Source organism: Patescibacteria group bacterium (assembly GCA_041675205.1).
Lineage (GTDB): Bacteria > Patescibacteriota > Patescibacteriia > GWA2-46-9 > GWA2-46-9 > JBAYUF01.
In genome coordinates this window covers 1-26,860 of sequence record JBAYUF010000008.1, presented here as the reverse complement: position 1 = coordinate 26,860, position 26,860 = coordinate 1, and the positions used below count along the sequence as shown (strand labels likewise).

General features: G+C 49.5%; 28 protein-coding genes. 27 read left to right on the top strand and 1 reads right to left on the bottom strand.

Features of this window, described 5'->3' with window-relative positions; genetic code table 11:
* Positions 1–2 precede the first annotated feature (2 nt).
* The 13 genes from ftsW to mnmA all read left to right on the top strand — a co-directional run bounded on the left by ftsW (position 3) and on the right by mnmA (position 16,608).
* Entirely contained in the window at positions 3–1,109 is a 1,107-nt protein-coding gene (gene ftsW / locus WC052_05020) for a putative lipid II flippase FtsW (GenBank protein MFA7286993.1), read from the top strand.
* Between the two features lie 4 nt (positions 1,110–1,113).
* Entirely contained in the window at positions 1,114–2,145 is a 1,032-nt protein-coding gene (locus WC052_05015; protein MFA7286992.1) for a UDP-N-acetylglucosamine--N-acetylmuramyl-(pentapeptide) pyrophosphoryl-undecaprenol N-acetylglucosamine transferase, read from the top strand.
* Positions 2,142–3,533 carry a UDP-N-acetylmuramate--L-alanine ligase gene (murC, locus tag WC052_05010; GenBank protein ID MFA7286991.1) on the top strand — a complete coding sequence of 464 codons (1,392 nt, stop codon included), beginning with the start codon at positions 2,142–2,144 and terminating at the stop codon, positions 3,531–3,533. Before WC052_05015 ends, murC begins: the two co-directional genes overlap by 4 nt.
* Before the next feature lie 5 nt (positions 3,534–3,538).
* Complete coding sequence (locus WC052_05005) at positions 3,539–4,657, top strand: UDP-N-acetylmuramate dehydrogenase (GenBank protein MFA7286990.1); 1,119 nt, start codon at positions 3,539–3,541, stop codon at positions 4,655–4,657.
* 27 nt (positions 4,658–4,684) lie between these two features.
* A complete protein-coding gene (raiA, locus tag WC052_05000) occupies positions 4,685–5,023 on the top strand; it encodes a ribosome-associated translation inhibitor RaiA (GenBank protein MFA7286989.1) in 339 nt (112 codons plus the stop codon).
* A 6-nt stretch (positions 5,024–5,029) separates the two neighbouring features.
* Positions 5,030–7,729 (top strand): preprotein translocase subunit SecA, encoded by a 2,700-nt coding sequence (gene secA, locus WC052_04995; protein MFA7286988.1) that lies wholly within the window; start codon positions 5,030–5,032, stop codon positions 7,727–7,729.
* A gap of 98 nt (positions 7,730–7,827) precedes the next feature.
* Positions 7,828–9,729: a protein translocase subunit SecD gene (secD, locus tag WC052_04990; GenBank protein ID MFA7286987.1), complete on the top strand. Its 1,902-nt coding sequence runs from the start codon at positions 7,828–7,830 to the stop codon at positions 9,727–9,729.
* Between the two features lie 8 nt (positions 9,730–9,737).
* Entirely contained in the window at positions 9,738–10,655 is a 918-nt protein-coding gene (gene secF, locus WC052_04985; protein MFA7286986.1) for a protein translocase subunit SecF, read from the top strand.
* A gap of 105 nt (positions 10,656–10,760) precedes the next feature.
* Positions 10,761–11,975 carry a sigma factor-like helix-turn-helix DNA-binding protein gene (locus WC052_04980; GenBank protein ID MFA7286985.1) on the top strand — a complete coding sequence of 405 codons (1,215 nt, stop codon included), beginning with the start codon at positions 10,761–10,763 and terminating at the stop codon, positions 11,973–11,975.
* Positions 11,976–11,980: 5 nt separating this feature from the next.
* A complete protein-coding gene (locus WC052_04975) occupies positions 11,981–13,393 on the top strand; it encodes a hypothetical protein (GenBank protein MFA7286984.1) in 1,413 nt (470 codons plus the stop codon).
* 2 nt (positions 13,394–13,395) lie between these two features.
* Positions 13,396–15,219, top strand: coding sequence for a CxxC-x17-CxxC domain-containing protein (locus WC052_04970; GenBank protein ID MFA7286983.1), 1,824 nt, complete (start codon positions 13,396–13,398; stop codon positions 15,217–15,219).
* A gap of 32 nt (positions 15,220–15,251) precedes the next feature.
* Positions 15,252–15,461, top strand: a complete 210-nt coding sequence (locus WC052_04965) for a hypothetical protein (GenBank protein MFA7286982.1) — start codon at positions 15,252–15,254, stop codon at positions 15,459–15,461.
* 16 nt (positions 15,462–15,477) lie between these two features.
* Positions 15,478–16,608: a tRNA 2-thiouridine(34) synthase MnmA gene (gene mnmA / locus WC052_04960; GenBank protein MFA7286981.1), complete on the top strand. Its 1,131-nt coding sequence runs from the start codon at positions 15,478–15,480 to the stop codon at positions 16,606–16,608.
* Here the strand turns inward: mnmA and WC052_04955 are convergent.
* The gene (locus WC052_04955; protein ID MFA7286980.1) at positions 16,542–17,282 is read right to left on the bottom strand and encodes a pseudouridine synthase; all 741 of its coding nucleotides are present in this window, start codon (positions 17,280–17,282) and stop codon (positions 16,542–16,544) included. The two genes, mnmA and WC052_04955, sit on opposite strands and share 67 nt — an antisense overlap.
* Before the next feature lie 27 nt (positions 17,283–17,309).
* Here WC052_04955 and WC052_04950 point away from each other — a divergent pair, with 27 nt between their 5' ends.
* The 14 genes from WC052_04950 to WC052_04885 all read left to right on the top strand — a co-directional run.
* Entirely contained in the window at positions 17,310–19,229 is a 1,920-nt protein-coding gene (locus tag WC052_04950; protein ID MFA7286979.1) for an alanine--tRNA ligase, read from the top strand.
* 8 nt (positions 19,230–19,237) lie between these two features.
* Positions 19,238–19,852 (top strand): hypothetical protein, encoded by a 615-nt coding sequence (locus WC052_04945; protein ID MFA7286978.1) that lies wholly within the window; start codon positions 19,238–19,240, stop codon positions 19,850–19,852.
* Positions 19,853–20,011: 159 nt separating this feature from the next.
* Positions 20,012–20,275: a translation initiation factor IF-1 gene (gene infA, locus WC052_04940; GenBank protein MFA7286977.1), complete on the top strand. Its 264-nt coding sequence runs from the start codon at positions 20,012–20,014 to the stop codon at positions 20,273–20,275.
* A 4-nt stretch (positions 20,276–20,279) separates the two neighbouring features.
* Positions 20,280–20,393: a 50S ribosomal protein L36 gene (gene rpmJ, locus WC052_04935; protein MFA7286976.1), complete on the top strand. Its 114-nt coding sequence runs from the start codon at positions 20,280–20,282 to the stop codon at positions 20,391–20,393.
* Between the two features lies 1 nt (position 20,394).
* Complete coding sequence (rpsM, locus tag WC052_04930) at positions 20,395–20,781, top strand: 30S ribosomal protein S13 (protein ID MFA7286975.1); 387 nt, start codon at positions 20,395–20,397, stop codon at positions 20,779–20,781.
* A 15-nt stretch (positions 20,782–20,796) separates the two neighbouring features.
* Entirely contained in the window at positions 20,797–21,243 is a 447-nt protein-coding gene (gene rpsK / locus WC052_04925) for a 30S ribosomal protein S11 (GenBank protein ID MFA7286974.1), read from the top strand.
* 6 nt (positions 21,244–21,249) lie between these two features.
* Entirely contained in the window at positions 21,250–21,864 is a 615-nt protein-coding gene (gene rpsD, locus WC052_04920; protein MFA7286973.1) for a 30S ribosomal protein S4, read from the top strand.
* An 8-nt stretch (positions 21,865–21,872) separates the two neighbouring features.
* The gene (rpoA, locus tag WC052_04915; GenBank protein ID MFA7286972.1) at positions 21,873–22,649 is read left to right on the top strand and encodes a DNA-directed RNA polymerase subunit alpha; all 777 of its coding nucleotides are present in this window, start codon (positions 21,873–21,875) and stop codon (positions 22,647–22,649) included.
* Positions 22,650–22,654: 5 nt separating this feature from the next.
* Positions 22,655–23,005 carry a 50S ribosomal protein L17 gene (gene rplQ, locus WC052_04910; protein MFA7286971.1) on the top strand — a complete coding sequence of 117 codons (351 nt, stop codon included), beginning with the start codon at positions 22,655–22,657 and terminating at the stop codon, positions 23,003–23,005.
* A gap of 8 nt (positions 23,006–23,013) precedes the next feature.
* Positions 23,014–23,370, top strand: a complete 357-nt coding sequence (gene rplM / locus WC052_04905; GenBank protein MFA7286970.1) for a 50S ribosomal protein L13 — start codon at positions 23,014–23,016, stop codon at positions 23,368–23,370.
* Positions 23,371–23,373: 3 nt separating this feature from the next.
* Entirely contained in the window at positions 23,374–23,805 is a 432-nt protein-coding gene (gene rpsI, locus WC052_04900) for a 30S ribosomal protein S9 (GenBank protein ID MFA7286969.1), read from the top strand.
* Between the two features lie 136 nt (positions 23,806–23,941).
* Complete coding sequence (locus WC052_04895) at positions 23,942–24,484, top strand: hypothetical protein (GenBank protein ID MFA7286968.1); 543 nt, start codon at positions 23,942–23,944, stop codon at positions 24,482–24,484.
* A 35-nt stretch (positions 24,485–24,519) separates the two neighbouring features.
* Positions 24,520–25,977 (top strand): flippase, encoded by a 1,458-nt coding sequence (locus tag WC052_04890; protein ID MFA7286967.1) that lies wholly within the window; start codon positions 24,520–24,522, stop codon positions 25,975–25,977.
* A 1-nt stretch (position 25,978) separates the two neighbouring features.
* A partial coding sequence (locus WC052_04885) for a glycosyltransferase (GenBank protein ID MFA7286966.1) occupies positions 25,979–26,860 on the top strand: 882 nt, incomplete at its 3' end.

The following is a 26,860-nucleotide window of genomic DNA, read 5'->3' as shown; positions in this document are numbered from 1 at the left end:
TCATGCGTGAGGTAACCATAAAAAAACCAGACTATCGATTGCTGGCGGCGCTCGGTGTACTGCTTTTATTCGGTCTCATTATGCTTTCATCGGCCAGTTCGGCGGTCGGTGTTGCGCGGTATGGCGACGCCAGTTATTTCTTAAAGCGGCAGTTACTATTCGGCGTACTACCTGGGTTACTATTTTTTTCAATAGTTGCGAGAATTGATTACCGTTTATTGAAGCGATTGGCGTTGCCGTTGTTTATATTTGCCCTGTCGTTACTTGTTCTCGTGCTCATACCGGGAATTGGCCAAGAGTACAATGGTGCTCGTCGTTGGTTGTCAGTTGCTGGGTATAATTTTCAGCCCAGTGAAATAATGAAATTGGCACTCATTATATATTTGAGTGTCTGGCTGGACAGTAGAGGTCGAACAATCAAAGACTATCGCACTGGTTTGATGCCGTTTCTGGCAATTATCGGCGGTGTTTTTTTGCTTATTGTGGCGCAACCAGATTTGGGAACCGCTATTACTATCGGCGGCGTTGCGGTTGGTATGTACTTTTTGGCAAATGCTCCATACCGCGATATTGGCATTATTGGTGTACTGTCCGCCACTGGTCTGGCAGGGCTAATTGCTGTTGCGCCGTACCGAATGGAACGATTGTTAACTTTTTTACATCCTGAGCGTGACCCACTGGGCGATGGCTACCATATTAACCAAGCGCTCCTCGCCATTGGCTCGGGTGGGTTTTGGGGAAGGGGCTACGGACATTCCCGAGCAAAGTTTCAGTATTTGCCTGAGGTGAGCGGTGATTCAATTTTCGCTGTCATCGGCGAAGAGCTTGGCTTCGTTTTTACCGTTGCGCTCATTATGCTCTATGGCTACATATTTTTACGCATATTGCGTATCGCTGAGCGGGCACCGGATACCTTCGGTCGGTTACTCGTGGCGGGTATTGGTATTTGGCTTTTTGTACAAATGATGGTAAATGTTGGCGCAATGGTCGCTCTATTTCCACTCACCGGTCTGCCGCTGCCGTTCATTAGTTATGGCGGAACCGCGCTCATGACTATGTTAACGGGCATTGGAATATTAATGAGTGTCTCTCGGCAGTCAGCTCGCTAGTTGTATGCGTCACATTTTTCTCACTGGTGGCGGCACCCTTGGGTCGGTTACGCCACTCTTGGCACTTGTTGAGGCGGCTCGTGAACAGTCTTTGCCAGTGCGATTCACCTGGGTCGGCACGCGGCGCGGGCCGGAAGTGGTGCTTGTTCACTCATATACGTTGCCATACCACGCCATTGTTACCGCCAAGTGGCGTCGGTACTTTGATTGGAGAAATTTTTTTAGCCCGTTTCTTTTATTTTTTGCCTTCGGGCAGTCAGTACTTTTAGTGCTCCGTTTACGTCCGGACGTTGTTGTTTCAACGGGAGCGTATACGAGTGTTCCGGTGGCTTGGGCCGCCTGGACACTACGCATTCCAGTGGTACTGCACGAGCAAGACATAATTGATGGGTTGGCGAACCGGTTAATGCGGCCGGTCGTTAACCGTCGAACGACTGTTTGGGATAGACCTGGCGCCGAAACTATTGGTAACCCCAGTCGGCCGTCGATTTTAAGGGGCAGTCGTTCGCGATTTTTTGAAGCGCACCCGACGTTGGTCGGTCTACCGGTTATTTATGTCACTGGCGGCGGCACTGGTTCAGTGGCTATTAATACGCTTGTTGCTTCGGCACTGCCGAAACTTTTAGAGCATGCCGTGGTTATACATTTGACAGGTTCCGGAAAGCGTATTGGCAACACTACAAATCCGCGGTACATCACTATAGAACTGGCCGTCGAACACCATGACCTCTTGGCGGCGGCTGATGTGGTGGTAACTCGTGCCGGTATGGCGACGCTGAGTGACTTAGCTGCCAGTCATAAGCCGGCAATTGTTATACCGTTACCCGGTACACAGCAGGAGGCCAATGCACAGGTTATTCAGGAAGCCGAAGCAGGCATTGTGGTTGATGAGGCAACCGTAACCGCTGAATCGTTCGTACGCCTCGTAAGACGTACCCTTGAAGATAAAATGGCCGCCACGGCCATGGCGAATCGACTAGCGCAACTCATTCCGAACGGAACAAATGCGTTACTCGACATTGTTATGACGGTATGAACATATCGCACCTTTTTCCGGACCCCCCAGCACGAGTGCACTGCATTGGCATTAAGGGCGTGGGCATGACGGCGATTGCTCAGTTTCTTGTGCAGCAAGGCTACACGGTAACGGGTAGCGACGTCGCTGAGGAATTTCCAACTGATGTGGTGCTTAGCAGATTGAACATTGACGTTGCTGACGTCTTTTCAGCAGCACATATAACGGACGATATTGAAGCCGTGGTGTACTCGACGGCATACGCTGCAACGCATATCGAACGAATCGCGGCTTCGAAGCGTGGCATTCCACAGTGGAGCTATCCAGAAGTCCTCGGTTTGCTGTCGTCATTTGCTACAACGAGTATTGCCGTTGCCGGTTCACACGGTAAAACGACCACAACGACTTTGGTGGCGCGACTACTTGAGGTGGCTGGTAAAAATCCATCGGCAGTTGTCGGTGCACCGGTAAGCGACTGGGGATCAAATGCTCGCATCGGTAGTAATGACGTGTTTGTGTATGAGGCCGACGAGTATCAAAATAAATTTCAGTTTTATCAGCCGAGTCGCATTGTTGTAACTAATGTTGATTACGATCATCCTGACTTTTTTCCTAGCGAAGCTGATTATACAAAGGTATTTGTTGATTTTGTGGCTCGTTTACCCGATGACGGGCTGTTGGCACTGTGGGATGAAGATCCGCAAAGTGCGGCGCTTGGTGCCGCTACTTCGGCGCGGGTTGTTCGGTTTGGCGCGTCAACGGCGTGTCAGTGGCGACTCACTGCTGTAGCCGTCAGCAAAAGTGGCACGACCTTTACCGTACTGCGCGGCGAGGAAGTTTTTGGAACTTTCACCATTCCCTATGCCGGAGAACAGTATGCAAGAAACGCAATTGCCGCACTGGCCATAACTGAAAATCTTGGGGTGACCAGTGACGTTGCGGCGCAGGCCTTTCGTTCATTCAGAGGGACGGCTCGACGCATGGAGTACATTGGCGAGGCGGAGGATAAGATTGTGATTGATGATTATGCACATCATCCAACTGAGATTGCGGCACTTATAAAGGCGCTCCGAGCAGCGTATAGCGGTTCGCCGTTGGTGCTCGTCTTCCAGCCACACACGGCCTCTCGGACAGCGGAGTTATTACCAGCATTTGCTGTTGCGCTCGCCGCTGCAGACGTTGTTGTTGTGCTGCCTATTTACACCTCAGCTCGGGAAGGGGCAGGTACAGTTACCAGCGAAGATTTAGTGGCGGCTATTAACGTTATTGCTAGCGACAAAGCGAAGATGGCGGCTGATTTCGCTGCCGCTGTGGCACTCGTGGCCGCCACGCCGATGCATAGCGTGGTCGTAACCGCTGGTGCTGGAGACGTCTGGCAGGTTGGGCGCCGTTTACTGCATCAGAAGTAACGTATATGAATACTTATTTTTCGTCGCGCGGCGAACAGAAAAGTGCTTGGGAAATACTCTCACAACGAGCAGTAGACGCTCGGCTTGAGCAGCACGTACCGCTGGCGCCACTTACAACGCTTAAGGTGGGGGGAGTGGCCGAAGTGTACTGCGCCACAGACAACGAGTCGGCGCTTGGCACGCTCGTTATGGTGGCTTCGCAGCACGGCATTCCAATAACCATTCTTGGCTCAAGCAGTAACGTGCTCATCAATGACGCAGGTATCCCTGGTTTGGTGCTTCAGTATACGGACGCCACTTTAACCGATGAGGTAAAGAGCGGGCAGCTTGAAATTGTGGCTGGGGCAGCTGTTGTTTGGGATGACGTCGTGGTGAGAAGTTTAGCGCGTGGTGGCGTCGGCATTGAGTGTTTGAGCGGTATTCCCGGTAGTGTTGGTGCGGCACCAGTACAAAATATTGGTGCCTATGGACAAGAAGTGGGCGCGGCCATTGCATCGGTTCGTGCACTCGATGTACGCACTGGTCGCATTACTGTAGTACCACAGGCAAACTGCGCCTTTGGATACCGAACAAGTGCCTTTAAAACAGTGTGGCGTACGCAGTATATGGTTCTTGGCGTCACCTTTCGTTTATCGATTGGTGCACCCGAGACACCACGCCACCCTGAAGTTCTTGCTCGCGCCGGTACTGGCAGCGCAGCCGAAATTCGAGCGGCCGTTCTCAGTATTCGGGAGTCAAAAGGAATGTTGATTGGACACAAGAATAGTTTGCAAAGCGTTGGTTCATTTTTTGTGAACCCAAGTATCACGGTTGAAGCGTTTGCCGCATTGCAGGTTCGGTACACAGACGTCCCGCACTGGAAAAATGAAAATGGCAGCATTAAACTTTCCGCCGCGTGGCTTGTTGAAAAAAGCGGTTTTCATAAAGGAAAAAAAATTGGGGCGGTTGGCATTTCACCACTCCACACGTTGGCAATTGTTAACTACGGTGGTGCGAACTCGGCGGCTGTTGTTCATTTTGCGCGCGAAATTCAGCGGTCGGTACAGAATCAGTTTGCTGTTTGGTTAGAGCCCGAACCACAGCGGCTTGGATTTTCTGAAGACCCACTGGGAAATCTTGCTTGAAGGGTGTGAAAATGCTAGTATAGTTCAATGAATATAACGTATAAAGGTAGTGGCATTGCCATCACTGACGCAATCCGTAGTTACGCAGAAGAGAAGATTGGCGACCTTGATAAATACTACCCAGGCATTCAACAAATTCGACTTGACCTCGGTCTTACCTCCACACACCACCACAAAGGGGATGGTTTATTTTCTGCGGAAGCGAACGTCACTGTGCCCGGGCATGTGTTTCGGGCCGAAGAAACGGCTGCTGATCTGTACGCTGCCATTGACAGTTTGCGCACTGAGTTAAAGCGTGACCTTAGTAAGGCGCACAAAAAACAGCTAGATCGCGATCACCGACCGGCCCGCATTGCAATAAAGTAAACGACGGTGAGCGTTCTTACTCGTATTTTCGGCGACCCAAACGCGCGCGCATTAAAAGAAGTGCGGGCGACAGTTGCGGTCATTACTGGTTTAGAGCCGGTGTACCAGGCCAAAGATGATGCTGCCTTGCGTTCAGTAACGCGTGCGCTGCGTGATCGACTTGCGAAAGGCGAATTGCTTGATGCGCTGCTGCCTGATGCGTACGCCGCTGTTCGTGAAGCGGCTAAGAGGACCTTGGGGCAGCGTCACTTTGACGCCCAGCTTATGGGAGGCGTCGTACTGCATCGCACCGGCATTGCCGAAATGCGAACTGGTGAAGGAAAGACATTGACCGCCACAGCGCCACTTTATTTAAATGCATTACCCGGTACTGGTGCGCACCTCATCACGGTTAACGATTATCTAGCAAAATTTCAGTGTGAATGGATGGGGGCGGTTTTTTCGTCGCTCGGAATTACTGTCGGTAGTATCCAGCATGATGCCGCGTTTCGCTACGACGAAGCTAGTCGAAGTTTAGTTCCGGTGACGCGCGCCCAGGCGTATGCGTGCGATATCACGTACGGCACAAACAACGAATTCGGCTTTGACTACCTGCGTGACAACATGGTGATGAATAACAGCGAGCGCGTGCAGCGTGAACTTAACTATGCCATCGTAGACGAGGTTGACAGCATCTTGGTTGACGAAGCACGAACGCCGCTCATTATTTCTGCTCCAGCGGAAGAATCGACCAGTCGTTACCATCAATTCGCTGATCTCATTCGGCGGCTTGTGCCAGAAGTAGACGACAACGTCGACGAGAAAATGCGGGCGGCGACATTAACGGAGGTTGGTATTACGAAATTAGAGCAGCTCCTTGGTGTTGAGAATTTATATACAACGGCCGGACTCGAAACGGTGCACCACATAGAGCAGGCACTCAGAGCTGAACGGTTATATAAACTGGACCGTGATTATGTTGTGAAAGATGGGGAAGTCATCATTGTTGATGAGTTTACTGGTCGCATGATGTACGGTCGGCGCTATTCGGAAGGGTTACACCAAGCCATTGAAGCGAAAGAAGGTTTGACCATACAGCGTGAAAGTAAGACGCTCGCCACGGTTACCCTGCAAAACTACTTCCGCTTGTATAACAAATTGGCCGGTATGACCGGTACGGCGGCAACTGAAGCCGAAGAGTTTAGTAAGATTTACGGACTTGATGTCGTCGTCATACCAACGCACCGGCCAATGATTCGTAAAGATTTGGCTGACCGAATATATCGTACTGAGGCAGCAAAATTTGCGGCTGTGGTGGCGGAGGTGGCGGAGCGTAATAAGGCAGGGCAACCGGTTCTTGTCGGTACAATATCGATTGAAAAAAATGAATACCTAAGCCAGTTGTTGACCGAGTCAGGGGTTCCTCATCAAATTTTGAACGCCAAGAATCACGAACGAGAAGCTGAAATTATTGCTGAAGCCGGGCGCACCGGGGCCGTGACGCTGGCCACAAACATGGCTGGCCGTGGTGTCGATATTATTTTGGGTGGGTCAGCTCCGCGACTGACTGATGGGGTGGAAACAGCCGCCGCTAAAATTGCCTGGGAAGAAGCGCACCAGGCAGTAGTTGAAAGTGGTGGGCTTTTTGTCATTGGTACTGAACGACATGAGGCGCGGAGAATTGACAACCAGCTGCGTGGTCGAGCTGGTCGGCAAGGCGATCCTGGGTGTTCACAGTTCTATGTGTCGCTCGAGGATGACCTCATGCGAATTTTTAGTTCTGAGCGGATTAAGCGTCTTATGGAGCGACTAGGGGTACCGGACGAAATGCCGATTGAAAATCGCATTGTGTCGAAAGCGTTAGAGTCGGCGCAACATCGTGTTGAAGGGCACAATTTTGATATTCGTAAGCATTTGGTCGAGTACGATGACGTCATCAACAAACATCGAGAAACCATTTACCGGCAACGACGTAAAGTGCTGGATCAGTTTGAGCGGGACCTAGCAAGCAGTACAGACGAGTTGTCTGAAACCATTCTTGAAATGGTGGCGGACGAAGTGGGGACGGTCGTCTCCTTCCACACCAGTGTTGGTAGTACTTCGTCAGACGGCAAAGAGATTTGCGAAGTATTGCGGACTATCTACCCCATGTCTCGAGCGGTAGAAGAACGCGTCCGTTCCTATTTTAAGAAAGACTCTGAGCATTTGGGAAGTCCCGCCGAAGAGCGAACGATGCTCATTGATGCGATTATGGTTGATGCTCGCCAAGCCTATGCGCAAGTACGTGAACGAGTTATTGAAGCGACCAAGGAGCCAAACGTTTTCTTGTCGGCCGAACGCGGTTTGCTGCTTCGCGCCATCGACACCCTATGGATAGAACATTTGGAAGCCATTGATCACTTGCGGCAGGGTATTGGGTTACGCGGCTATGGACAGCGCGATCCATTGGTTGAATACAAGAGGGAAGCGTATACGCTGTTCACTGGTTTACTCGAATACATTAGGCGACAGGTCGTCTACAGTATCTATAAGATGACTGTGGCCATTGAGTCAGCACCAGCGTCGCTACTCGCAAACAGAAACATAACGCTTTCTGCGCCAGCAAAAGTAATGGGGGAAGGTAATTCGTCGAACACGAGCGCGCTCATTAGCGAACCGAAAATCGGTCGAAATGATCCGTGTCACTGTGGTTCAGGGAAGAAGTTTAAGAAGTGTCATGGGGCGTAGGTACGCTGATTGCACTGTTCTTTCAGCTCTTGCGTCAGCCCCAGCATTTGCTACCATAAGTCAACTCTAGCCAATAGGCTATTTTCTTTAAGGAACGCATGAGCAAGGTCAATTTTCAAGCTATAAAGAACGTATTAGTTAAACCACTGGAGTGGATTGGCTTCGCGGTTTTTACGTTAGTGCAGGGGCTTAAAGTGGTGTTCATGACCATTCGTCTAAGCTGGTCGACACGTCACGGCAAGATTCGCTGGTCAATTGCCGGCATAGTGCTATTAACCCTTGTTACCGGTACGTACAATTATGCAAAGCCCTATAACGATGCTGTAACGGCACTAAATAGTCAGTTGGCAGCATTAGAAACGCGCTCCATGCCAGAGGCATTTGCCTTTGTAAAAGATGTTGCCAAAGTACGTTTACCAGTTGTAACAGAAACACCGTTTCACTTAGGGTTAGATTTAGTTGGTGGTACGCAGCTACTCTACGACGCAGATACATCAAAAATTCCTGAAGCTGATCGCGCCTCGGCGCTCGAGGGGGTACGGGATGTTATTGAACGCCGGGTAAACGCATTTGGTGTGGCTGAACCATTGGTACAAACTGATCGCTCTGGAGACAACTGGCGCGTCTTAGTAGAGTTGGCTGGTGTGGACGATGTAAACGAGGCTATCGCCCAGATTGGCGAAACACCGCTACTGGAATTTAAGGAGCAAGATGAAGCGCCAGCGGCGGTTGAGCTGACACCCGAGCAGAAAGCCGCGCTAGTAGCCGGTGACAGTATTGCTAAAGAGCGAGCAACGGCTGCACTGTCTAGAGTTCTCAAGGGTGAAGATTTTGCGACTGTGGCCAAGGAAGTTTCTGAGGATCCAGGCTCGAAAGATAGTGGCGGCGATTTGGGCTACATAAAGCGAGATATACTAGACATAGATTTTGCTAACGCTGCCTTTGATACTTTAGCGGTTGGCGGCGTGACGCAGCGTTTGGTTAAAACGGCTTTCGGGTACCACATTATTGAAAAGATTGATGAGCGAAAGGCCGAAGATGGAGCTACCGAAGCTCATCTCCGTCATATTTTAGTTCGCGTACCGACTGAGCAAGATTATTTAGCCGGGGACGCATCAGCTGGTTGGAAGAACACAACGTTATCGGGAAAGCAACTTAAAACTGCGCTCGTTGTCTTTGATCCACAGACCAGTCAACCGCAAGTACAGCTAACCTTTGACGACGAGGGGGCAAAACTTTTTGAGGAAATTACGGGTCGTAATATTGGTAAGCCTGTTGGAATATTTCTTGATGGCCAGCCCATTAGCGTGCCAACAGTGCAGCAGGCCATTATCGGTGGTCAGGCGGTTATTACTGGAACGTTTACCGTGGACGAAGCAAAACTGTTAGCGCAACGATTAAACGCTGGTGCTTTGCCAGTGCCAATCACCCTTCTGAGTCAGCAGACAATTGGGGCGCGTCTTGGCGCGGTAGCCATTGCGGACAGTCTGAAAGCTGCTCTCGTCGGTTTCGTATTGGTTGGACTGTTCATGATTTTTTATTATCGATTACCGGGACTTTTGGCCGTGCTGGCACTCCTCGTGTACGGCTCACTTGTGTTGGCACTCTTTAAATTCTGGCCAGTTACCTTGACGCTCGCCGGCATTGCAGGTTTCATTCTGTCGGTTGGTATGGCGGTGGATGCTAATGTTTTGATATTTGAACGAATGAAAGAAGAATTGCGACGGGGTCAACCACTTGGTGTGGCTGTTGAGTTAGGCTTCCCTCGTGCCTGGACATCAATTCGTGATTCAAACGTTTCTTCGCTCATTACGTGCTTAATTTTGTATTGGTTTGGAACAAGTATTGTTCGCGGTTTTGCCTTGACGCTGGCCATCGGTATTATCATTAGCATGTTCTCCGCAATTTCTGTCACCCGTACATTCCTTCGCGCCGTAGTGAGCGAGAAGAGTAACCGCCGGTTGTGGCTCTACGGCAGGGTAGTAGGGGATAAGATTTAATTTTTTCTATGCGCACTATTCAAATTGTCGGCTATAGAAGAATTGCTTACGTTTTTTCGCTTACGCTAACGGCAGGATCGTTACTCCTGCTACTGCTTCCTGGGTGGGGCTTAAAGCCAGGCATCGATTTTACTGGCGGTTCACTGTCGGAAGTAACCTTCAGTGAGGCACGACCACTCATGGCTGACGTTTCGAAGTCGGTTGAGCCTATCGTTGGGGTTTCAGAAGCAGCACCACTTGGCGAGCATGGGGTCAGTTTGCGATTTCGAAATGTCACTGAACCAGAGCATCAAGCGGTACTCAACGCCCTACAGAAGACGTTCGCCATTGACGGTGCTAGTGTCGTCGAAGAACGATTTACAACCATTGGACCAACGGTTGGCGTTGAGCTCAGACAGCGAGCTTGGGTTGCGGTGTTGACTGTGCTTCTCGCTATTATTTTGTATATATCGTGGGCTTTCAGAAAAGTTTCTCGACCCGTGCCGTCGTGGCAGTATGGTGTCGTCGCTATTGTGGCGCTTGTTCATGATGTTCTTATCACAATGGGTGCGTTTGTTCTTTTCGGTCGGTATCTTGGAGTTGAAGTTGGTGTTTTGTTTGTAACCGCGCTCTTAACAGTTCTGGGTTTTTCTGTGCATGACACTATTGTTGTGTTCGATCGTGTTCGAGAGAATCTGCACCGAGCCACTGATCGCTTCTCGGAAGTGGTTAATCGCAGCGTCAACGAGACGTTGGCCCGTTCTATCAATACCTCACTCACTACACTCGTCGTGCTTCTCGCTACACTACTGTTTGGTGGTGAATCAATTCGTTTTTTTGTTCTGGCTTTAATCATCGGTATCGCTTTCGGAACCTATAGTTCAATTTTTATCGCCTCACCGCTGCTTGTAAGTATATTTGCTTGGCGAGAGAAGCACGGGAAGTAGTGCTTACGAAAGCGTGCTAAAACACCCCGACTTGACGTCGGGGTGTTTTGTTGACATTATCCAATATTTGTGCTAATATAAATTTATTGTAAATGTAGCATTTTTATGGCTGATTCAAGCATTTTGGACAGAATCATTACGCAGCGCCATGTGGACGAGATGCGCTCGTTTGACCCGGTGCATACAATCACAAATCTATTTTCAGAACTAACTGACAGGGAACGAAGTGTACTAACGAAGCGTTATGGCGTGCCGCAAGGGGTTGCGCCCGCAACGTTAGAACATATCGGTTTGGAACTGAATGTCACGAGAGAGCGCATTCGGCAAATTGCTCGTTCGACGACAGAAAAGGTTCGTATTTTGGCGCAGCGCGACGACGACGTGAAGCAATTGGTGAGAACAATTGAACATCTCCTACGGCGATATGGCGGCGCGGTAGAAGAATTTTTCTTCATTAATGAAATTCTGACCGCTGAAGGTACTGTTATTATTTCGCCTGCGGAAAAAACTCGAGCCGAACAGTGCTTGCGTTTTCTTTTAGAAGAAATACTAAATGACGTTGTAGGTAAAGTTGCGGCAACGAGCGAGCTAAAGCCGCTCTATGTTTTAGTTGGTTCAGACCTGACCTTACTCAAACGCGCGGCTGGAGAGTTTGTTCGTGTTCTCAGTGAAGGCACTACACCACTTACCGACGTCGCACTTTTTGAGAAGTATTGTCAGACGGATTTTTATGCGGCCGAGCAGAGTAAACTAGTACATGATCCGATTCGTTTTGCTCGTCAGTTTGGCGACGTGGCTGATTTGGATGTTCCGGTAAGTAAAGCTGAAGTTCACGGTGTACTTATGGCTTACGTAGCGGCAGCGGCGCCACTCGACAGAAATATCTTTGGTGAATGGGGATTTAGTAGCTGGCCGACCGTGCGGCCGCGGCGAATGAATGATAAAATTTATCTTATCCTCAAGCATGAGGGTAAGCCACTTCACTTTACAGAAATTAGTGCCCGTGTGAATGCGGCTGGTTTTGACAAAAAGGTAGCGAAGCCTCCCTCAGTGCACAACGAACTCATCCTCGACAAACGCTTCGTACTCGTTGGTCGGGGTACGTATGCGCTTCGTGAATGGGGTTATCGACCAGGCACCGTTTCTGACGTCATCGTCGCCATAGTGAAGGAAAAAGGTGCGTTGACCCGAGAGCAGCTTGTGAGCGCGGTGTTGGCGCGCCGCATTGTGAAGCAGCAAACGATTCATTTAGCACTACTCAATCGTTCCCTGTTCGAAAAAGATTCTGATGGTCGCTACACACTAGTTGAAAAGAAATAATTTTCATGAGTTTTCTTGAAACCGTTTCTACATTATTTGAAAAAGCAGTTTACGGAACGACACCGCTCGTTACGTCGATAGAGCTCACCTGGTACCTTTTCATAAAAGGCGGATGGGTGATTGTTGCAATAGCCATGTGGAAACTGTTTATTCATTTTTGGGTACTCCACATTCAACACCATTTTGAACACCACAATTTTCAGTGGATTTTACTGGCCATTGATGTGCCAAAAGATAATATTCAGTCGCCAAAGGCTGTTGAAAATATTTTCGCGCACCTCGCCGGCGCCCATGGCACGAGCACTTTGTTAGAGAAATATTGGATAGGGAAGGTGCAAGCACATTTCTCGATGGAGATTGTCAGTATCGAGGGGTACGTACAGTTTATTATTCGAACGACCGAAGGGTTACGTGATTTAGTCGAGGCGGCGGTTTATAGCCAGTACCCGGACGCACAGATTACGGAAATTGAGGATTATACAAAGGGCTACCCAACTGTCTTTCCCGATGAGCGCTATGACATGTATGGCACCGAATTTGTTCTCGTAGAAAACGAGGCGTTGCCGTTCCGTACCTATCCAGAGTTTGAGCACCAGATGACGCAAGAACTGAAAGACCCACTGAACGCTATGTTTGAAACCATGAGTAAAATTGGTCCCGGTGAACAGTACTGGTTTCAAATTAATATTGAACCCATCAGTAATCATTGGAAGCACCATGTTATTGAAAGAATGAAAGAAATGACCCAGGAACACCACAGTAGTCCCGGGTTACTCAACACAATTTTTGGAGAGTTAATGAAGTTCGGCAGTTCTGCTTCCGATCAATTCGCTGGTAAATCTGGAGTTCTTGAAGATGCTGGTGCGCACGACCCGAAGAAGAGCGGCACCTTACTATTGCCGCCGTTTGAGCGCGAGCAAGTTGAGGCCATGGCGAGAAAAATTAAAAAAATAGGTTTTGAAACTAAAATTCGCTACATCTATATTGCCACGAAAGAGCGCTACGCTGTGCACCGTGGCCGTCGAGAGGCCTTCGTTGGAGCTATTAAGCAATTCAACACTGAGGATATCAATTCGCTAAAACCAGATACAAAGCACGTCGGCGTACACGCTAATTATTTTTTCAAAGACTGGCGTAAAAATCGAAAGCGTACCAAGATTATGGCGCACTACAAGGACCGTAGCGTCAGCTATGGTCGTAGTCCCTACGTGCTAAACACCGAAGAGCTTGCCTCGTTGTGGCACTTCCCGGCGAAAACCCTAACTGAGCCAATACGCGCGATGGTGCAGCGAACAGACTTTAAGCACACGCCACCACCAACCACCTTGCCCTATGCTTCAGAGTTGCCTGGTGGTGAATTTCCAACAACAGTTCAAAAAACAGCTCCGACTGAACCGCCGAATTTGCCCACACAATAGCTATGCCTTCACCAAACGATATAACGTTTTTTGCTGAAACGAACTACCGCGATCAGTGCCGGCTGTTTGGCATAAAGCGTGACGATCGACGGCGGCATATGTACATCATTGGAAAGACCGGCATGGGTAAATCTGAATTACTCAAGCAGATGGTGTACTCGGATATTATCGGTGGAAATGGTTTAGCAATCATTGATCCACACGGTGAATTGGCCGAAGCAGCACTTGATCTTATACCGTCGAACAGGGTGAACGACGTTATTTACGTGAATCCGGCGGACCTCGATTTTCCAATAGCGTTTAATATTCTTGAAACAGTGAACCCAGCCGTAAAACATCTTGTAGCGTCTGGGCTCGTCGGCGTTTTCAAAAAAATCTGGGCAGATTCATGGGGACCTCGTCTTGAGTATGTGCTTAGAAACGCCATCTTGGCGCTCCTCGATTATCCCGGTTCAACCCTCCTCGGAGTGCTCCGTATTCTTACTGACAAAACCTATCGAAAGCGAGTTATTGAAAAAATTCAGGATCCGGTGGTGCGCAGTTTTTGGGTCGACGAGTATTCAAAATATCCGGACCGCTTTCAGGCGGAAGCAATTGCGCCAATTCAAAACAAAGTTGGACAGTTTTTATCGAACTCACTCATTCGAAACGTTGTTGGGCAAGTAAAGTCATCCATAGATATTCGTGACGTCATGGACAACAGAAAGATTCTTATTTTGAATCTTTCAAAAGGAAGAATTGGTGAAGATACGTCGGCGCTCTTGGGTGCCATGATGATTACACAGATTCAGCTGGCGGCCATGGCGAGAATTGATATTCCTGAATCCGAACGAAAAGATTTTTACTTGTATGTCGACGAGTTTCAGAACTTTGCCACAGAATCCTTTGCGAATATTCTCTCTGAGGCTCGTAAGTATCGTCTTAACCTCATCATCGCTCACCAATACATCGAACAACTTGATGAGAAGGTCACCGCAGCCGTATTCGGTAACGTTGGTACGATTGTTTGTTTCCGCGTTGGTGCTACGGACGCCGAAGTCTTAGTAAAAGAATTTACTCCGTATTTTACCGAAGAAGATCTCGTGAACCTTGCCAAGTGGCAAATTTATTTGAAGCTGATGATTGATGGTGTTGCCTCAACCCCATTTTCAGCGAACACGTTGATGCCGGTGGTAACCGATTACAATAACCGAGACAAAGTTATTCGGGTGTCTCGTGAGCGTTTTGCCAAGCCGCGTGAGGTTATTGAAGATAAAATATCTCGATGGGCAAGTGGCCTAGAGCAAGAGGCCATTGATGAGCATAAGGCGATCAGTGCCCAACCACCACGCATTGAGCGTGTTGGAACTTCGCCGCAACCTCGGCCCGTTGTGGCTACGCCAAAGCCAGCAACGCCGTCGGTTGCGTCAGTTACCGCTACGGCCGCAACCGCAGCTTCGCCTAAGGAGGTTTTTACGGCACTTTGCGCTCGCTGCAACGCGCCTACTGAGGTTAATTTTAAGCCGGATGGTAAACGGCCGGTTTATTGTAAGTCATGCTTAAGCGAGGTGCGGCGTGAGCAGGCTAAAAGTGGTCCGGTAATTCCGCAGGTAGAAGTCCAACCGAAGCCGATTGTGCAACCGGCCAAAGCTTCAACAGAAGTCCGACGGACTGTTACGACTGAAACCAAAGCTTCAACAGAAGTCCGACGGACTGTTGCTATTGAAACAAAAAGGCCAGCGCCTACACCGGTTGAAATGGAAGCACCAACCGTAGCCCGGCAACCAGTTACGCCACATTGGCGCAGTGTCGATCCTGGTGAAACTATCTCACTTAACGATTCTTAATGTTTGGGCGCAGGCCGCCACAATTGCCGGTTGTGACTATTGAAGTGCCGACTACCCGTCGGCATATACTATCCCCAGCAGTTGTTCAGCGCGGTATCGTTTGGGGAGGGCTTGGGGCTGGTGTCTGGGCAATATATTTAGATATCTCACAGCAGCCAATTTTTGCGAGCGAAATCTTAACGGTTGGTTTTTTTGCGTACCTCATTGCGGTGGGGGTACTACTGCTTTTGGGAAAACCGTAACTTTACATCTCAACCGGTGACCGCTAGCATACGAAACACCATGCTGAGACGTCCCAAAAAAACAGTTTTTGTTGGTCTCTCCGGCGGTGTTGACTCTTCAGTCGCCGCCCTTTTGTTGCAGCGTCAGGGATACCATGTGGTTGGCGTCTATTTAAAGTGCTGGGAAGGTCTTGTGACGCCTCGGGGCCTACAGTTCGCTGACAGCTGTAATTGGCGTGCCGAGCGACGTGACGCGGCCGCGGTAGCGGCAACTTTGGGCATACCTTTTCGTACCTATGATTTTACTGACAAATATCGAAGAGAGGTTGTCGACGAATTTTTTGAGGAGTATGCCGTTGGTCATACGCCGAATCCAGATGTGTCCTGCAATCGATCAATTAAATTTGGTGCTTTTTTCGATGAGGCCATGCGGGATGGGGCTGACTACATAGCAACAGGCCACTATGTTCGGCGTCGTGATACGAGTGACGGCGCACAGATCCTTACCGGCGTAGACACAACAAAAGATCAGTCGTACTTCTTGTGGTCACTCACGCAGTCGCAGCTGGCTCGCTCATTATTTCCCGTTGGTGAGTTTACAAAAGTGCGTATTCGGCAGTTGGCAAATGAGGCGCATTTACCGACGGCGAACAAGAAAGATTCACAGGGCATCTGCTTTATTGGTCCTGTTTCGCTGAGGGCCTTCTTAGAAGCTGGCCTCACGCTCACCCCGGGGGATATTAAGACACTCGACGGGCGGGTGATTGGTCAACATTCTGGAGCTGCCTTATTTACCGTTGGGCAGCGGCATGGCGTGGCCGTTTCTGGGGTCGCGCCCTTTTACGTGGTTCGAGTTTCCGTTTCAGAAAATATTGTTTACGTCGCTCCTGGCCACGACAACCCAGCGCTGTTTCAGTCTGTGGTGGCGCTCAGTCACGCCTCATGGCTGCGTGCCGCTCCGACAATAGGGCAGACCTACACGGCTCGTATTCGCTATCGTCAAAAACTTGTACCCGTCACTGTTGACTATAGCGAAGATTCACTGTTGCTCCATTTTGCCGAACCACAGCGGGCGGTCACCCCAGGGCAATCAGCCGTACTTTACGACGGAGACGTCGTTATGGGTGGTGGGGTTATTGTGGACAATCCAACCGCCTCTCGTAGATGATGGACTTCATCTTTTGTTAGTGTCCGCCATTGCCCAACCGGGAGATTTGCGAGCTGGAGAGAAACAATACGGGTGCGTCGCAAGGACACGACAGTATGGGCTCGAGCTTCGCACATTCTTCGTATTTGTCTGTTTCTCCCTTGGCGAATGGCAATACGAAAGGTTGTTGTGGTCAAGCGTTTAACCTTGGCGGGTAACGTGAATTCACCGGCGAGGAGCATACCGTTACGAAACTGCTCCAAATCAGCGTCGCCAATAGGTTCAGCCACGGTTACCTCATACTCTTTTTCGTGCTGATAGCGAGGGTGGGTCAGTCGGACGGCAAGTTCACCGTCGTTCGTTAGTAGCAGCAGTCCAGATGACGAAACATCGAGCCGACCAACGGGGTAGACGCGCGGCGTTGGCGGCAGCATTGCCATAACGTTGTCTTGGCTGCCACTCGCGGTTGTTGTTATCCAGCCAATTGGTTTGTTCAGCATATAGTAAGTCGGAAGCTCACGATTCGTAGAAATTGTTTCGCCACTCACCATGATTACATCAGCGTCAGATACCTTTTGGCCGAGCGTTGCAATGCGACCATTGACCATGACCTGCTGACTATCGATGAGCGCATCAATCGCTCGCCGCGACCAGCGGGAGCGTTTTGCTATATAGGCGTTGAGTCGTTCTTCCATATGGTATATCCTTGTAGAAACAATTCTATGCTTTCATCATCTGAAGTTCGTAAAAAGTATATCGATTTTTTCGTTTCTCGGCAGCATAGTGCTTTGGCGTCGGGGCCACTCACACCTGAGAACGATCCTACCACACTCTTTACTGGCTCGGGCATGCAAGTGCTTTTGCCGTACCTCTTGGGTGAGCCGCATCCGGAGGGTCGTCGGCTAACTGATTCACAGAAGTGTTTTAGAACGGAAGATATTGAAGAAGTAGGGGATAATCGACATACCACCTTTTTTGAGATGTTGGGCAATTGGTCACTTGGGGAGTACTTCAAGACTGAGCAGTTGCCGTGGTGCTTCGAATTCTTTACGAGTGAATTGGGTATTGATCCCGCGCGACTTTACGTTTCTGTTTTTGCGGGTGATACGGCTAACAATATTCCTCGTGACGAGGAAGCGGTTCGCATTTGGAAGGGCTTGTTTGCGGGAGTAGGTATTGACGCAAAAGACGTTGAACTGTTAACCCCAGAGCGTGGAAACGAAATTGGCATGCAGGATGGCAGAATTTTCTATTTCGATGCTTCAAAAAACTGGTGGAGTAGAGCTGGTCGACCCGAAGCAATGCCTGTTGGGGAACCCGGAGGACCAGACAGTGAAATTTTCTATGAATTTACTGAGATTCCGCACGACACTACGTACGGCGCGTTTTGTCATCCCAACTGTGATTGCGGGCGATTTATGGAGATTGGTAACTCAGTTTTCATGGAGTATCGAAAAACTGAGACTGGATTTGAGCCTTTGCCACAGCGAAACGTTGACTACGGTGGCGGTTTAGAGAGAGCAACAGCCGCGGCGAATAATAATCCGGATGTTTTTACAGCCGTTGATTCGCTAGCCGAGATTGTCCAGGCAGTTGAAGTGCGTAGTCAGGTTGATTACCGTACAGCGACCCTAAACGTTCGTTGGTCGTTTCGCGTCATAGCGGACCATCTTCGGGCGGCGACGTTTCTCATTTCTGACGGCGCAGAGCCATCAAACAAAGAGCGTGGCTATGTGGTTCGGCGCCTCCTTCGTCGCGCCGTTCGACACATGGACCTTCTGGGTATGAAGGAAAATTCGTTGGCTTCACTTGTTGGTGTAATTACGGCCTCTTATAAAGAGGCATACCCTGAGGTCCTCGCGCGAACGAGCCAAATTGCTGAGATTATCGGCGCAGAAGAGCAAAAATTTCGTTTGACGTTGGCTCGAGGGGAGCGGGAATTGGCCAAAATTGTAGAGCAGCATAAAGCGAGTTCCGACAGCATTACTGGTCAGGATATATTTATGATGTACGCGACCTATGGCTTTCCAGTGGAGCTGTCCCTTGAGGAATTAGAGCGAGTTATTTTGCCGGCGCTTTCTATCGACGAGCGACGTATGTACGATCGGAGTAGGATAATGACTGAGTTCGCAATTGAGTTTGAGCAGCATCAGGCACTGTCCCGCGTAGACGTGACAAAAAAATTTCACGGTGGATTAGCTGACGATTCGTGGGAGTGCACCCGTCTGCATACGGCCACGCATTTATTACAGGAGACACTGCGACGGATTGTTGGAGCGCATGTGTTTCAGAAGGGTTCAAATATTACCCGTGATCGGCTGCGTTTTGATTTTTCTCATGACACTAAACTCACCCCAGAGCAGTTGCAGGCTGTTGAGAAAGCCGTAAACGAGGCCATTTCACTCGATTTACCGGTGAGTTGGCGGGAGATGACCTTTGCGGAAGCTCAGGCTGTTAACGCGCTGGGTCTTTTTGAAAGCCGATACGGAGAAAAAGTGAAGGTGTATGAAATGGGAGATTACAGTAAGGAAGTGTGTGGTGGGCCACACGTTACGCACACAGCGCAGGTTGGTACGTTTGTAATCACCAAAGAAGAGGCTGTTTCTCGAGGCATACGTCGTATTCGAGCCGTCGTTCGCTAGTCGGATTTATGGGGGGACACGCCAAAGGCTTTTTGGGGTGGAGTATTGTTCTCATTGCAGCACTCATTGTCGTTCTCTTTGCCCATCATGCGACCGTGCGGGTAACCGTTGCGTCAGAGCCAATTCAGGTTCGGCTGCCGGCGACGCTTGATACTTCCATTTCTAAATCGCTGCCGAACTTGGCCGTTTTCGCTGCCAAGGCTGATGCGTTGTGTGTTCCCGACGCGCCAACAATTCGCATTCAAAATACGGTGCGGTGCGCGGCCAGTGAGGACACAAAGCAGTTTGCTGAAACCGCTATTCAGGCTGCACTTTCTCGCGAGCTGGTACTTTTAGACGACTCACTTACGACAAGCTTTGAGATAGATACTACAAGCGACACTGACGAAAATCGTACGGCGGTAATTCTAGTGGCTTCAGCTAAGGCTGTTCCAATAGTTTCAATTTCTAAGACTGACTACTACACAAGGCGTAAAAATGAGTCACAGCTACGAGCCTATTTTGAGGGAATACCGAACGTTACTGCGGTAGAAATTAGGCATTTTCCAAGCTTTTTTCGGTTTTTACCGTTCCGCTACGAAAATGTGACCATAATCCTTGACATACAGTACGAATATCTGTAGGCTAAACGAAATTGCGCACCAGTTTGGGGAGCAGTTGCGGTATGTCTGAAAATCCATTTTTTGGGCCATTTGGTACAAATCGCTATAGTAAAAAATACTGAGCGACTGCACCAAGTGATTTTATTTTTCCGGCATTGCCGGATGCTAACTTCAGGTTCTATAGCAAAGGCGAAGAAAGGGAAAGTACGAGTTGAAGAAAATCGTGCTGATACCTCTAAAGACTTTTTAGAAGTCGACGGTGAAGTAACTGAATTGCTTCCAGCAACGACGTTTCGCGTTAAGCTGGATAATGGACCTGAAATACTCGCTCACTTGTCCGGAAAAATGCGTAAATTCAGAATCCGTATAGTTCCCGGGGATCGTGTTCGTATAGAAATGACACCGTACGATCTGACGAAGGGCAGGATTACCTATCGATATTAAGACTATGAAAGTTCGAGCATCAGTAAAGAAAATTTGTCTGCAGTGCCGACACGTCAGACGCAATGGCATATTGCGAGTTGTGTGTCGTACGCCAAAGCATAAACAACGACAGGGTTAGTATGGCGCGTATTGCTGGTGTTACAATTCCAAACGACAAGCGAATTGAGGTAGCACTGACCTACATTTTTGGTATTGGTTTGGCGGCCGCGCAAAAAATTCTAAAGGAAACGAAGGTAAGTCCAGATATTCGAACGCGAGATTTACAAGAAGCGCAGGTTTCCTTGCTTCGAGAGTATATTGAAAAGAAACTTCGTGTTGAAGGAGATTTAAAACGAGAAATTATTGGCCACATCAAGCGCCTCAAAGACATCAATTCGTACCGTGGCACTCGGCACATCAAGCGATTGCCAGCACGTGGTCAACGCAGTAAGACAAACACCCGTACCGTTCGTGGAAACGTTCGAAGAACAATGGGCAGCGGAAAGCGTATTTTGACGAAGACTTAGAGCACCTATATGGAAATGGACGAAGTTTTGGAACCAACGACGAGTGAGACGCCTGCCGAGCCAGCAGCTGCCGAGAAGGCAACTGGACGGGCTCGTCGCGGTAAACCCGTGCGTCAAGTGCGACAAGGCCAGGCGCACATTCAAGCCACATACAATAACACCATCATTACGTTGACTGATCTCAATGGTAATGTGGTGAGCTGGTCTAGCGCTGGACGAGTTGGATTTAAGGGTCCAAAGAAATCAACACCATATGCAGCTGGGGTTATTGTCAAAGACGCCCTAGAGCGCGGAAAGGCCTATGGGCTGCAAGAAGTGAGCGTCCTCGTCAAAGGCGTTGGTTCGGGTCGTGAGGCGGCAATTCGTGCCTTACACGCCAACAATATTTCTGTAACAACCATTAGAGACATTACACCGATTCCACACAACGGCTGTCGCCGTCCGCGTGCTCGGCGCGTATAAAAAAGTATGGGAAAAATACTTGGTCCAAAACATCGCATGTGTCGTCGAGTCGGAGAACGGCTTTGTACGAGCGATAAGTGTCCATCTTCACGCCGTCAACAGCCACCGGGTGTGCATGGCCCGAAAGGCTATCGTCGACTTACAGAATTTGGTACACAGCTGAAAGAAAAGCAAAAGACTCGATTTATGTATGGCGTCATGGAGAAGCAGTTGCGTCGTTATTACGATGAAGCCATTCGAAAGACTGGTAACACGGCTGAAAATTTCTTGCGTGGTCTAGAACGACGGCTCGACAATACTGTTTTTCGAATGGGTTTTGCCAAGACACGCGCCCAGGCTCGTCAAATGGTTAGCCATGGTCTCGTTCAAGTAAACGGCAAGCGACTCACCATTCCGTCGTACCAAGTTCGGGTCGGCGAGACCGTTGGAGTGAAACCGGCGTTAAAGCAAGGGCCGCTCATGAAATCGGTCTTTACTGGTGGCGCAGGACAGGCACCCATGCCGTCTTGGTTGGATGCGAATCGTGACAGCTTGAGTGGCAAGGTGCTCTCCATGCCTGCGCCGGAAGATTTCCCACAAAATCTCAACATGACACTTGTTGTTGAGTACTACTCACGCTAAAACAAACTATGGAACGAATTCCTTTGCCGTCAACAATTAGATTTGAGGCTGGTGCCGAAAAGGGTATCGGTAAGCTCGTCGTGGAGCCTTTGTACCCGGGATTTGGAACAACGGTTGGTAACGCCCTGCATCGTATTTTACTTTCTTCACTTCCAAGTGCGGCTGTTATCGCCATACGTATTGCCGGTGCGCCCCATGAATTTACGGCTTTACCAAAGGTGCAAGAAGATTTGCTGCAAATTATCATGAATGTGAAACAGCTTCGATTGAAGCTTTTTAATGACGAGGTTGTTAAGGTAGAACTTCATGCTAAAGGACAGAAACAAGTGACCGCGGGCGATATTACGGCAAATAGTAGTATTGAGATTGCTAATCCAGAGCTCGTCCTGGCGACCCTTACCAGCAAAGACGCTGCGCTCGATATGGAGTTGTGGGTACAGCAGGGTCGGGGATACGACATTGGTGATTCATACGGTGACGCACTGCCGCGTGAGGCAGGTATTATCACTGTTGATGCCTTCTATTCACCAGTTCGACGCGTTTCCTTCACGGTAGAACGAGCTCGGGTTGGTCAGATGACTAACTTTGACAAGCTGGTGATGACCATTGAAACGGACAACACTATCAGCGGCGAGGAAGCAGTTAAGGCCTCAGCCAAAATTTTGGTGGATCACTTCGCTCACATTGGTGCGCTCGGCATAACTGGTAGCGACGAGGTGGCGGAGATTGCTACCCCTGAAGAAGCTGTGCCAGTAGTAAAGAAACGAGCTAAAAAGGACGCCTAAAAAGTATGCGCCATCGCAACACAGGAGTAATTCTCGACCGAAAGAAAGCACCGCGTGAGCTGTTGTTGCGTAACTTGGCGTCCAGCGTCATTTTGTACGAAAAAGTAACAACGACGGTTGCGAAAGCCCAGGCAGTGCGTTCGCTTGTGGAACACGCCATTACGGTGGCAAAGCAAAATAACTTGACCGCGCGTCGGTCGCTGCTAAAGTTGCTTCCTGTTAAGCCAGCCGTTGCCAAAGCTCTCGACGATCTTTCACCACGGTATAAGGCGCGAGATGGTGGGTACACAAGAATTATTAAATTGGGTGTTCGAGCAGGGGACGGTGCGGCAATTGCGCGTATTGAACTAGTTTAGTAGCTACTATGGAAGAACGAACTATTAAGAAAATTGATGCCACAGGCAAAAGTCTGGGGCGGGTAGCTACGGAAGCTGCCAAATACCTCCAGGGTAAGCATCGGGCTGATTGGTTGCCGCATCTCGACCAAGGTGCCGTTGTGGAGATTTCAAATTTGAAGGATGCCAAATTTACGGGTAAGAAGCTGGAGCAAAAGATGTACCACCGATACACTGGTTACCCTGGCGGACTTCGTTCAGTCGTTCTGGAAGAGCTATGGGGAAAGCGACCGGAAGAAGTGATGCGACGCATGGTTTCTCAAATGCTGCCAAAAAATAAGCTAAGTCGGGGGCAAATGGCCCGTTTACGAATCGTTACCCGTTAAGCTATGCCTATTGCAAAGAAAGCAGTAAAGAAAGTTACAGCACCAAAGGACTATATTCAGACTATTGGTCGGCGAAAACGGGCAGTGGCGCGTTTACGCTTGACCGTGAAGGGTGATGGTAAGTTTATCGTGAACGAGATGCCAATTCTTGAATATTTCCCTTACACCCTGTGGCGAGACGTGGCGGTTGAGCCGTTGGTGCACGTTAACTTACTGGAGGATGTTGGCGTTACGGTTAAGGTAGCGGGCGGTGGGAAGCATGCCCAAAGCGAGGCCGTTCGCTTGGCAGTTGCTAGAGCACTGTTGGTTCACAACGAAGATTGGCGTTCCGTCATGCGAAAAATGGGATGGTTGACCCGTGATGCCCGTATTAAAGAAAGAAAGAAGCCAGGTTTGAAGCGAGCCCGACGAGCCCCACAGTGGCAGAAGCGATAGAATTAATCAAAATACTTTTACACTCCAAGAGGCGAATCCAAATCGGGTTCGCCTCTTAGGTATTGACAAGAAAGTAGTTTTTTGTTAGTATATTTGCCAACTCTGACGGTTACCCGCAGGGTTTTTCATTAGCTTTATGGGCATAACCAAGCGAGCTAAAAAATACATTATCGTTACCAATATCGTCCTGGCACTTCGCCGGAGACATATTTTTAATACCAAAAAAAGTGAGCATTCACTATTTCTGAGCCACTTACGCATCTCAGCTAGCATCGCAGTACTCGTTGGTCTATTTTATGGGCCAATGACCGGTATCGCCGCCGCACCCTCATTGTCAGCTATAGAAGCCGACACAAAGGAAGCAGCGGTTGCGGTGGAGCGAGAGTTTAAAGCAGTCATTACGCAATACAGCTACGCCGACAGCTGCCACAACATTCGGAAAGGTAAGTGTTTGATGGCGAGCGGGCGAGCCGTGTACGTTGGAGCCGCCGCCTGCCCAATGTCCTTAAAATTGGGCACGCAAGTTGTAGTGGCTGGCGTAACGTACACCTGCGAGGATCGTTATGCGAAATGGCTTGATGACATGCGACCACACCCAACAATCGACATATTTGTTTCCAGCAATCCTCGTGGTCGGTCCACTGCTACCGTTAGCGTACTCGCGCCTACTATTGAATAAGCAGTCGAGTTCGGAGTGTGGTATTCTGGTAGTCTATGCATACGACCGACAGGATGGCTACGAATGCGGCGTACGTTACAGCCGCATTCGTTTTGCAGAAAATTATTTCGTATTTTTTCTTCCTTTTCATTGCTCATCGGTTAGGTGAGCTGGCAACCGGGGAGTACGTGGCCGCTTTCGCGTACAGCACCCTGTTTGCTTTTTTTATTGACCTCGGGCTTAGTCAGGTACTCATTCGTGAGGGTGCTCGCTATCCGCACCTGGCGAGTCAGTTACTAACAACGTCACTACGAGCGAAGGCCGTATTGGCTGTAGTGACCTGGCTTGTGCTCCTCGGCTCGGTATCTATACTTGGTAGTTTTGGTATACCACACCCGCGGCTGCCGCTCGTTGCCGTGGCTGGACTCGTGGCGATTTTTGATTCATTTGCGTTGAGTGGCTATAGCTATTTTAGAGCTCGTCAAGAACTATCATACGAAGCTATTGCCTTGGTGCTTCAAAAAATAGGTGTGCTCCTGGCCGGTGTCGCGACGCTTCTTGTCATGCCGACGCCGCTAGCGCTTGGTATTGCCATACTCGTTGGTGGCTTTATTGGGTATGGATGGTTGAGTGTTGCGCTGCTTCGTCATGTCGATACTGCAGCATACGTACGCGACCTGGAGTCAGCACGTTTACTAAAAGCATCATTTCTGCCGTTCGCTATTGCTGGTTTTTTTTCAACCGCCTACGCCCAGTTAGACTCGGTACTACTGAGCGCACTCGTCGGCAATGCGGCGGTTGGTCTCTATAGCGTGGCCGCTAAGACCATGAATGCCTTCGGATTTATACCGGCCGCCTTCGTGGCCGCCTTATATCCGACGCTTAGCGCGGTGTTTCTCTCAAATAAATCGCTTTTTGTATCAATTACGCAAGTGGCTATTCGGTATCTTCTTTTGGTATCGCTGCCAATTGCAACGGGGCTTTTTGTGCTAGCTGATGCCTTTGTGCTCAGACTTGGCCCAGGGTATGCGCCAGCCGCAACAGCAGTACGTATTCTCCTACCAAGTTTGCCGTTTATGTTTCTGACCTTTCCGTTTGGAGCGCTGCTGAACGCCGCAAATCAGGCGCGTAAACAAACGACGATACTTGGTCTTGGTTTGGGGTTCAACCTGGCTATGAATATGTATCTCATTCCGGCATTTGGCTTTATCGGCGCTAGTGTCGCCTGGAGTATTGCAAACGTCGTTATGTTTATACTGAGCATCGTGTATAGTCGAAAGATGATTTCGTTGCCCTGGGGTTCACTGAGTTTATCACTAGCGCGACTGTGCACCGCAGCAGCCATTATGGGCTTTTCCGTGTGGCTCCTTGGTCTTTATGGTGCACCGTTAAGTATGCAAATTAGTATCGGTGTCCTCGTGTACGGTGCCGTTGTTTTACTGTCTCGTGAGGTATCTATGGGTGAAATCAGACGGGTCAGTGGCTATCTCCGTCGTCCTGTCGTAGAGGCGTAATATGTCTCGATATTTGCTCCTTACCCTAGAGCATCCACCTCAGATTGGCGGCGTGGCCCGAATGTATGGAGCACTAGCCGCAACGCTGAAGGATAGCATTACCGTTCTCGTGGATCGAAGTACTCTGCACCCGACTGGCAGTAAGCTTTTGTTCCGTTATCTGTGGCCGCATTGGCTGGCTACTTTTTTTGTTCTTATTCGGTGGTGGAGACCAGGACGTGAGATTTTAGTTGGTCAAGTGTTACCACTCGGCATACCGGTATGGCTTCTTTCGTATGTACGTACGATTCGATACACCGTACTCGTGCATGGCATGGACATTACCGCAGCGACTTCCATACCGCGTCGGCGATGGATGATACGGCAGATATGCCGTCGAGCGGCACGCGTCGTAGCAGCGAACGCGTATGTGGCGACAGCCGTTGGACGACTTGATATTCCTGAGTTGCCTGTGCAAGTGCTGTATCCAATTCCAGCGGCATATGGGGACAGCACTGCAGCGCAATCACAAAAGCAAATGATTCTTTCTGTTGGGCGACTCGTTAAACGCAAAGGTTTTGACACGCTACTGACTGCTATGGAAACTGTTTGGCATTTTTTTCCACGTGTGGAACTACAGATTGTCGGTGACGGACCGGAGCGACAACGTCTTGAGTCGTTGGTTGGTACAAAGCCGCAGGTACAATTTCGTGGGTTACTGCCAGATGCTTCAGTTGCCAATCTTATGCGCCAAGCGACAATTTTCTGCTTGACCCCACGAACGGTGAACGGGGCGGTTGAAGGTTTTGGCATCGTTTATCTAGAGGCCGCTAGTTTTGGGTTACCAGTGGTCGCCACCCGGCATGGTGGTATTCCAGAAGCTGTTGTTGATGGTGAGACGGGG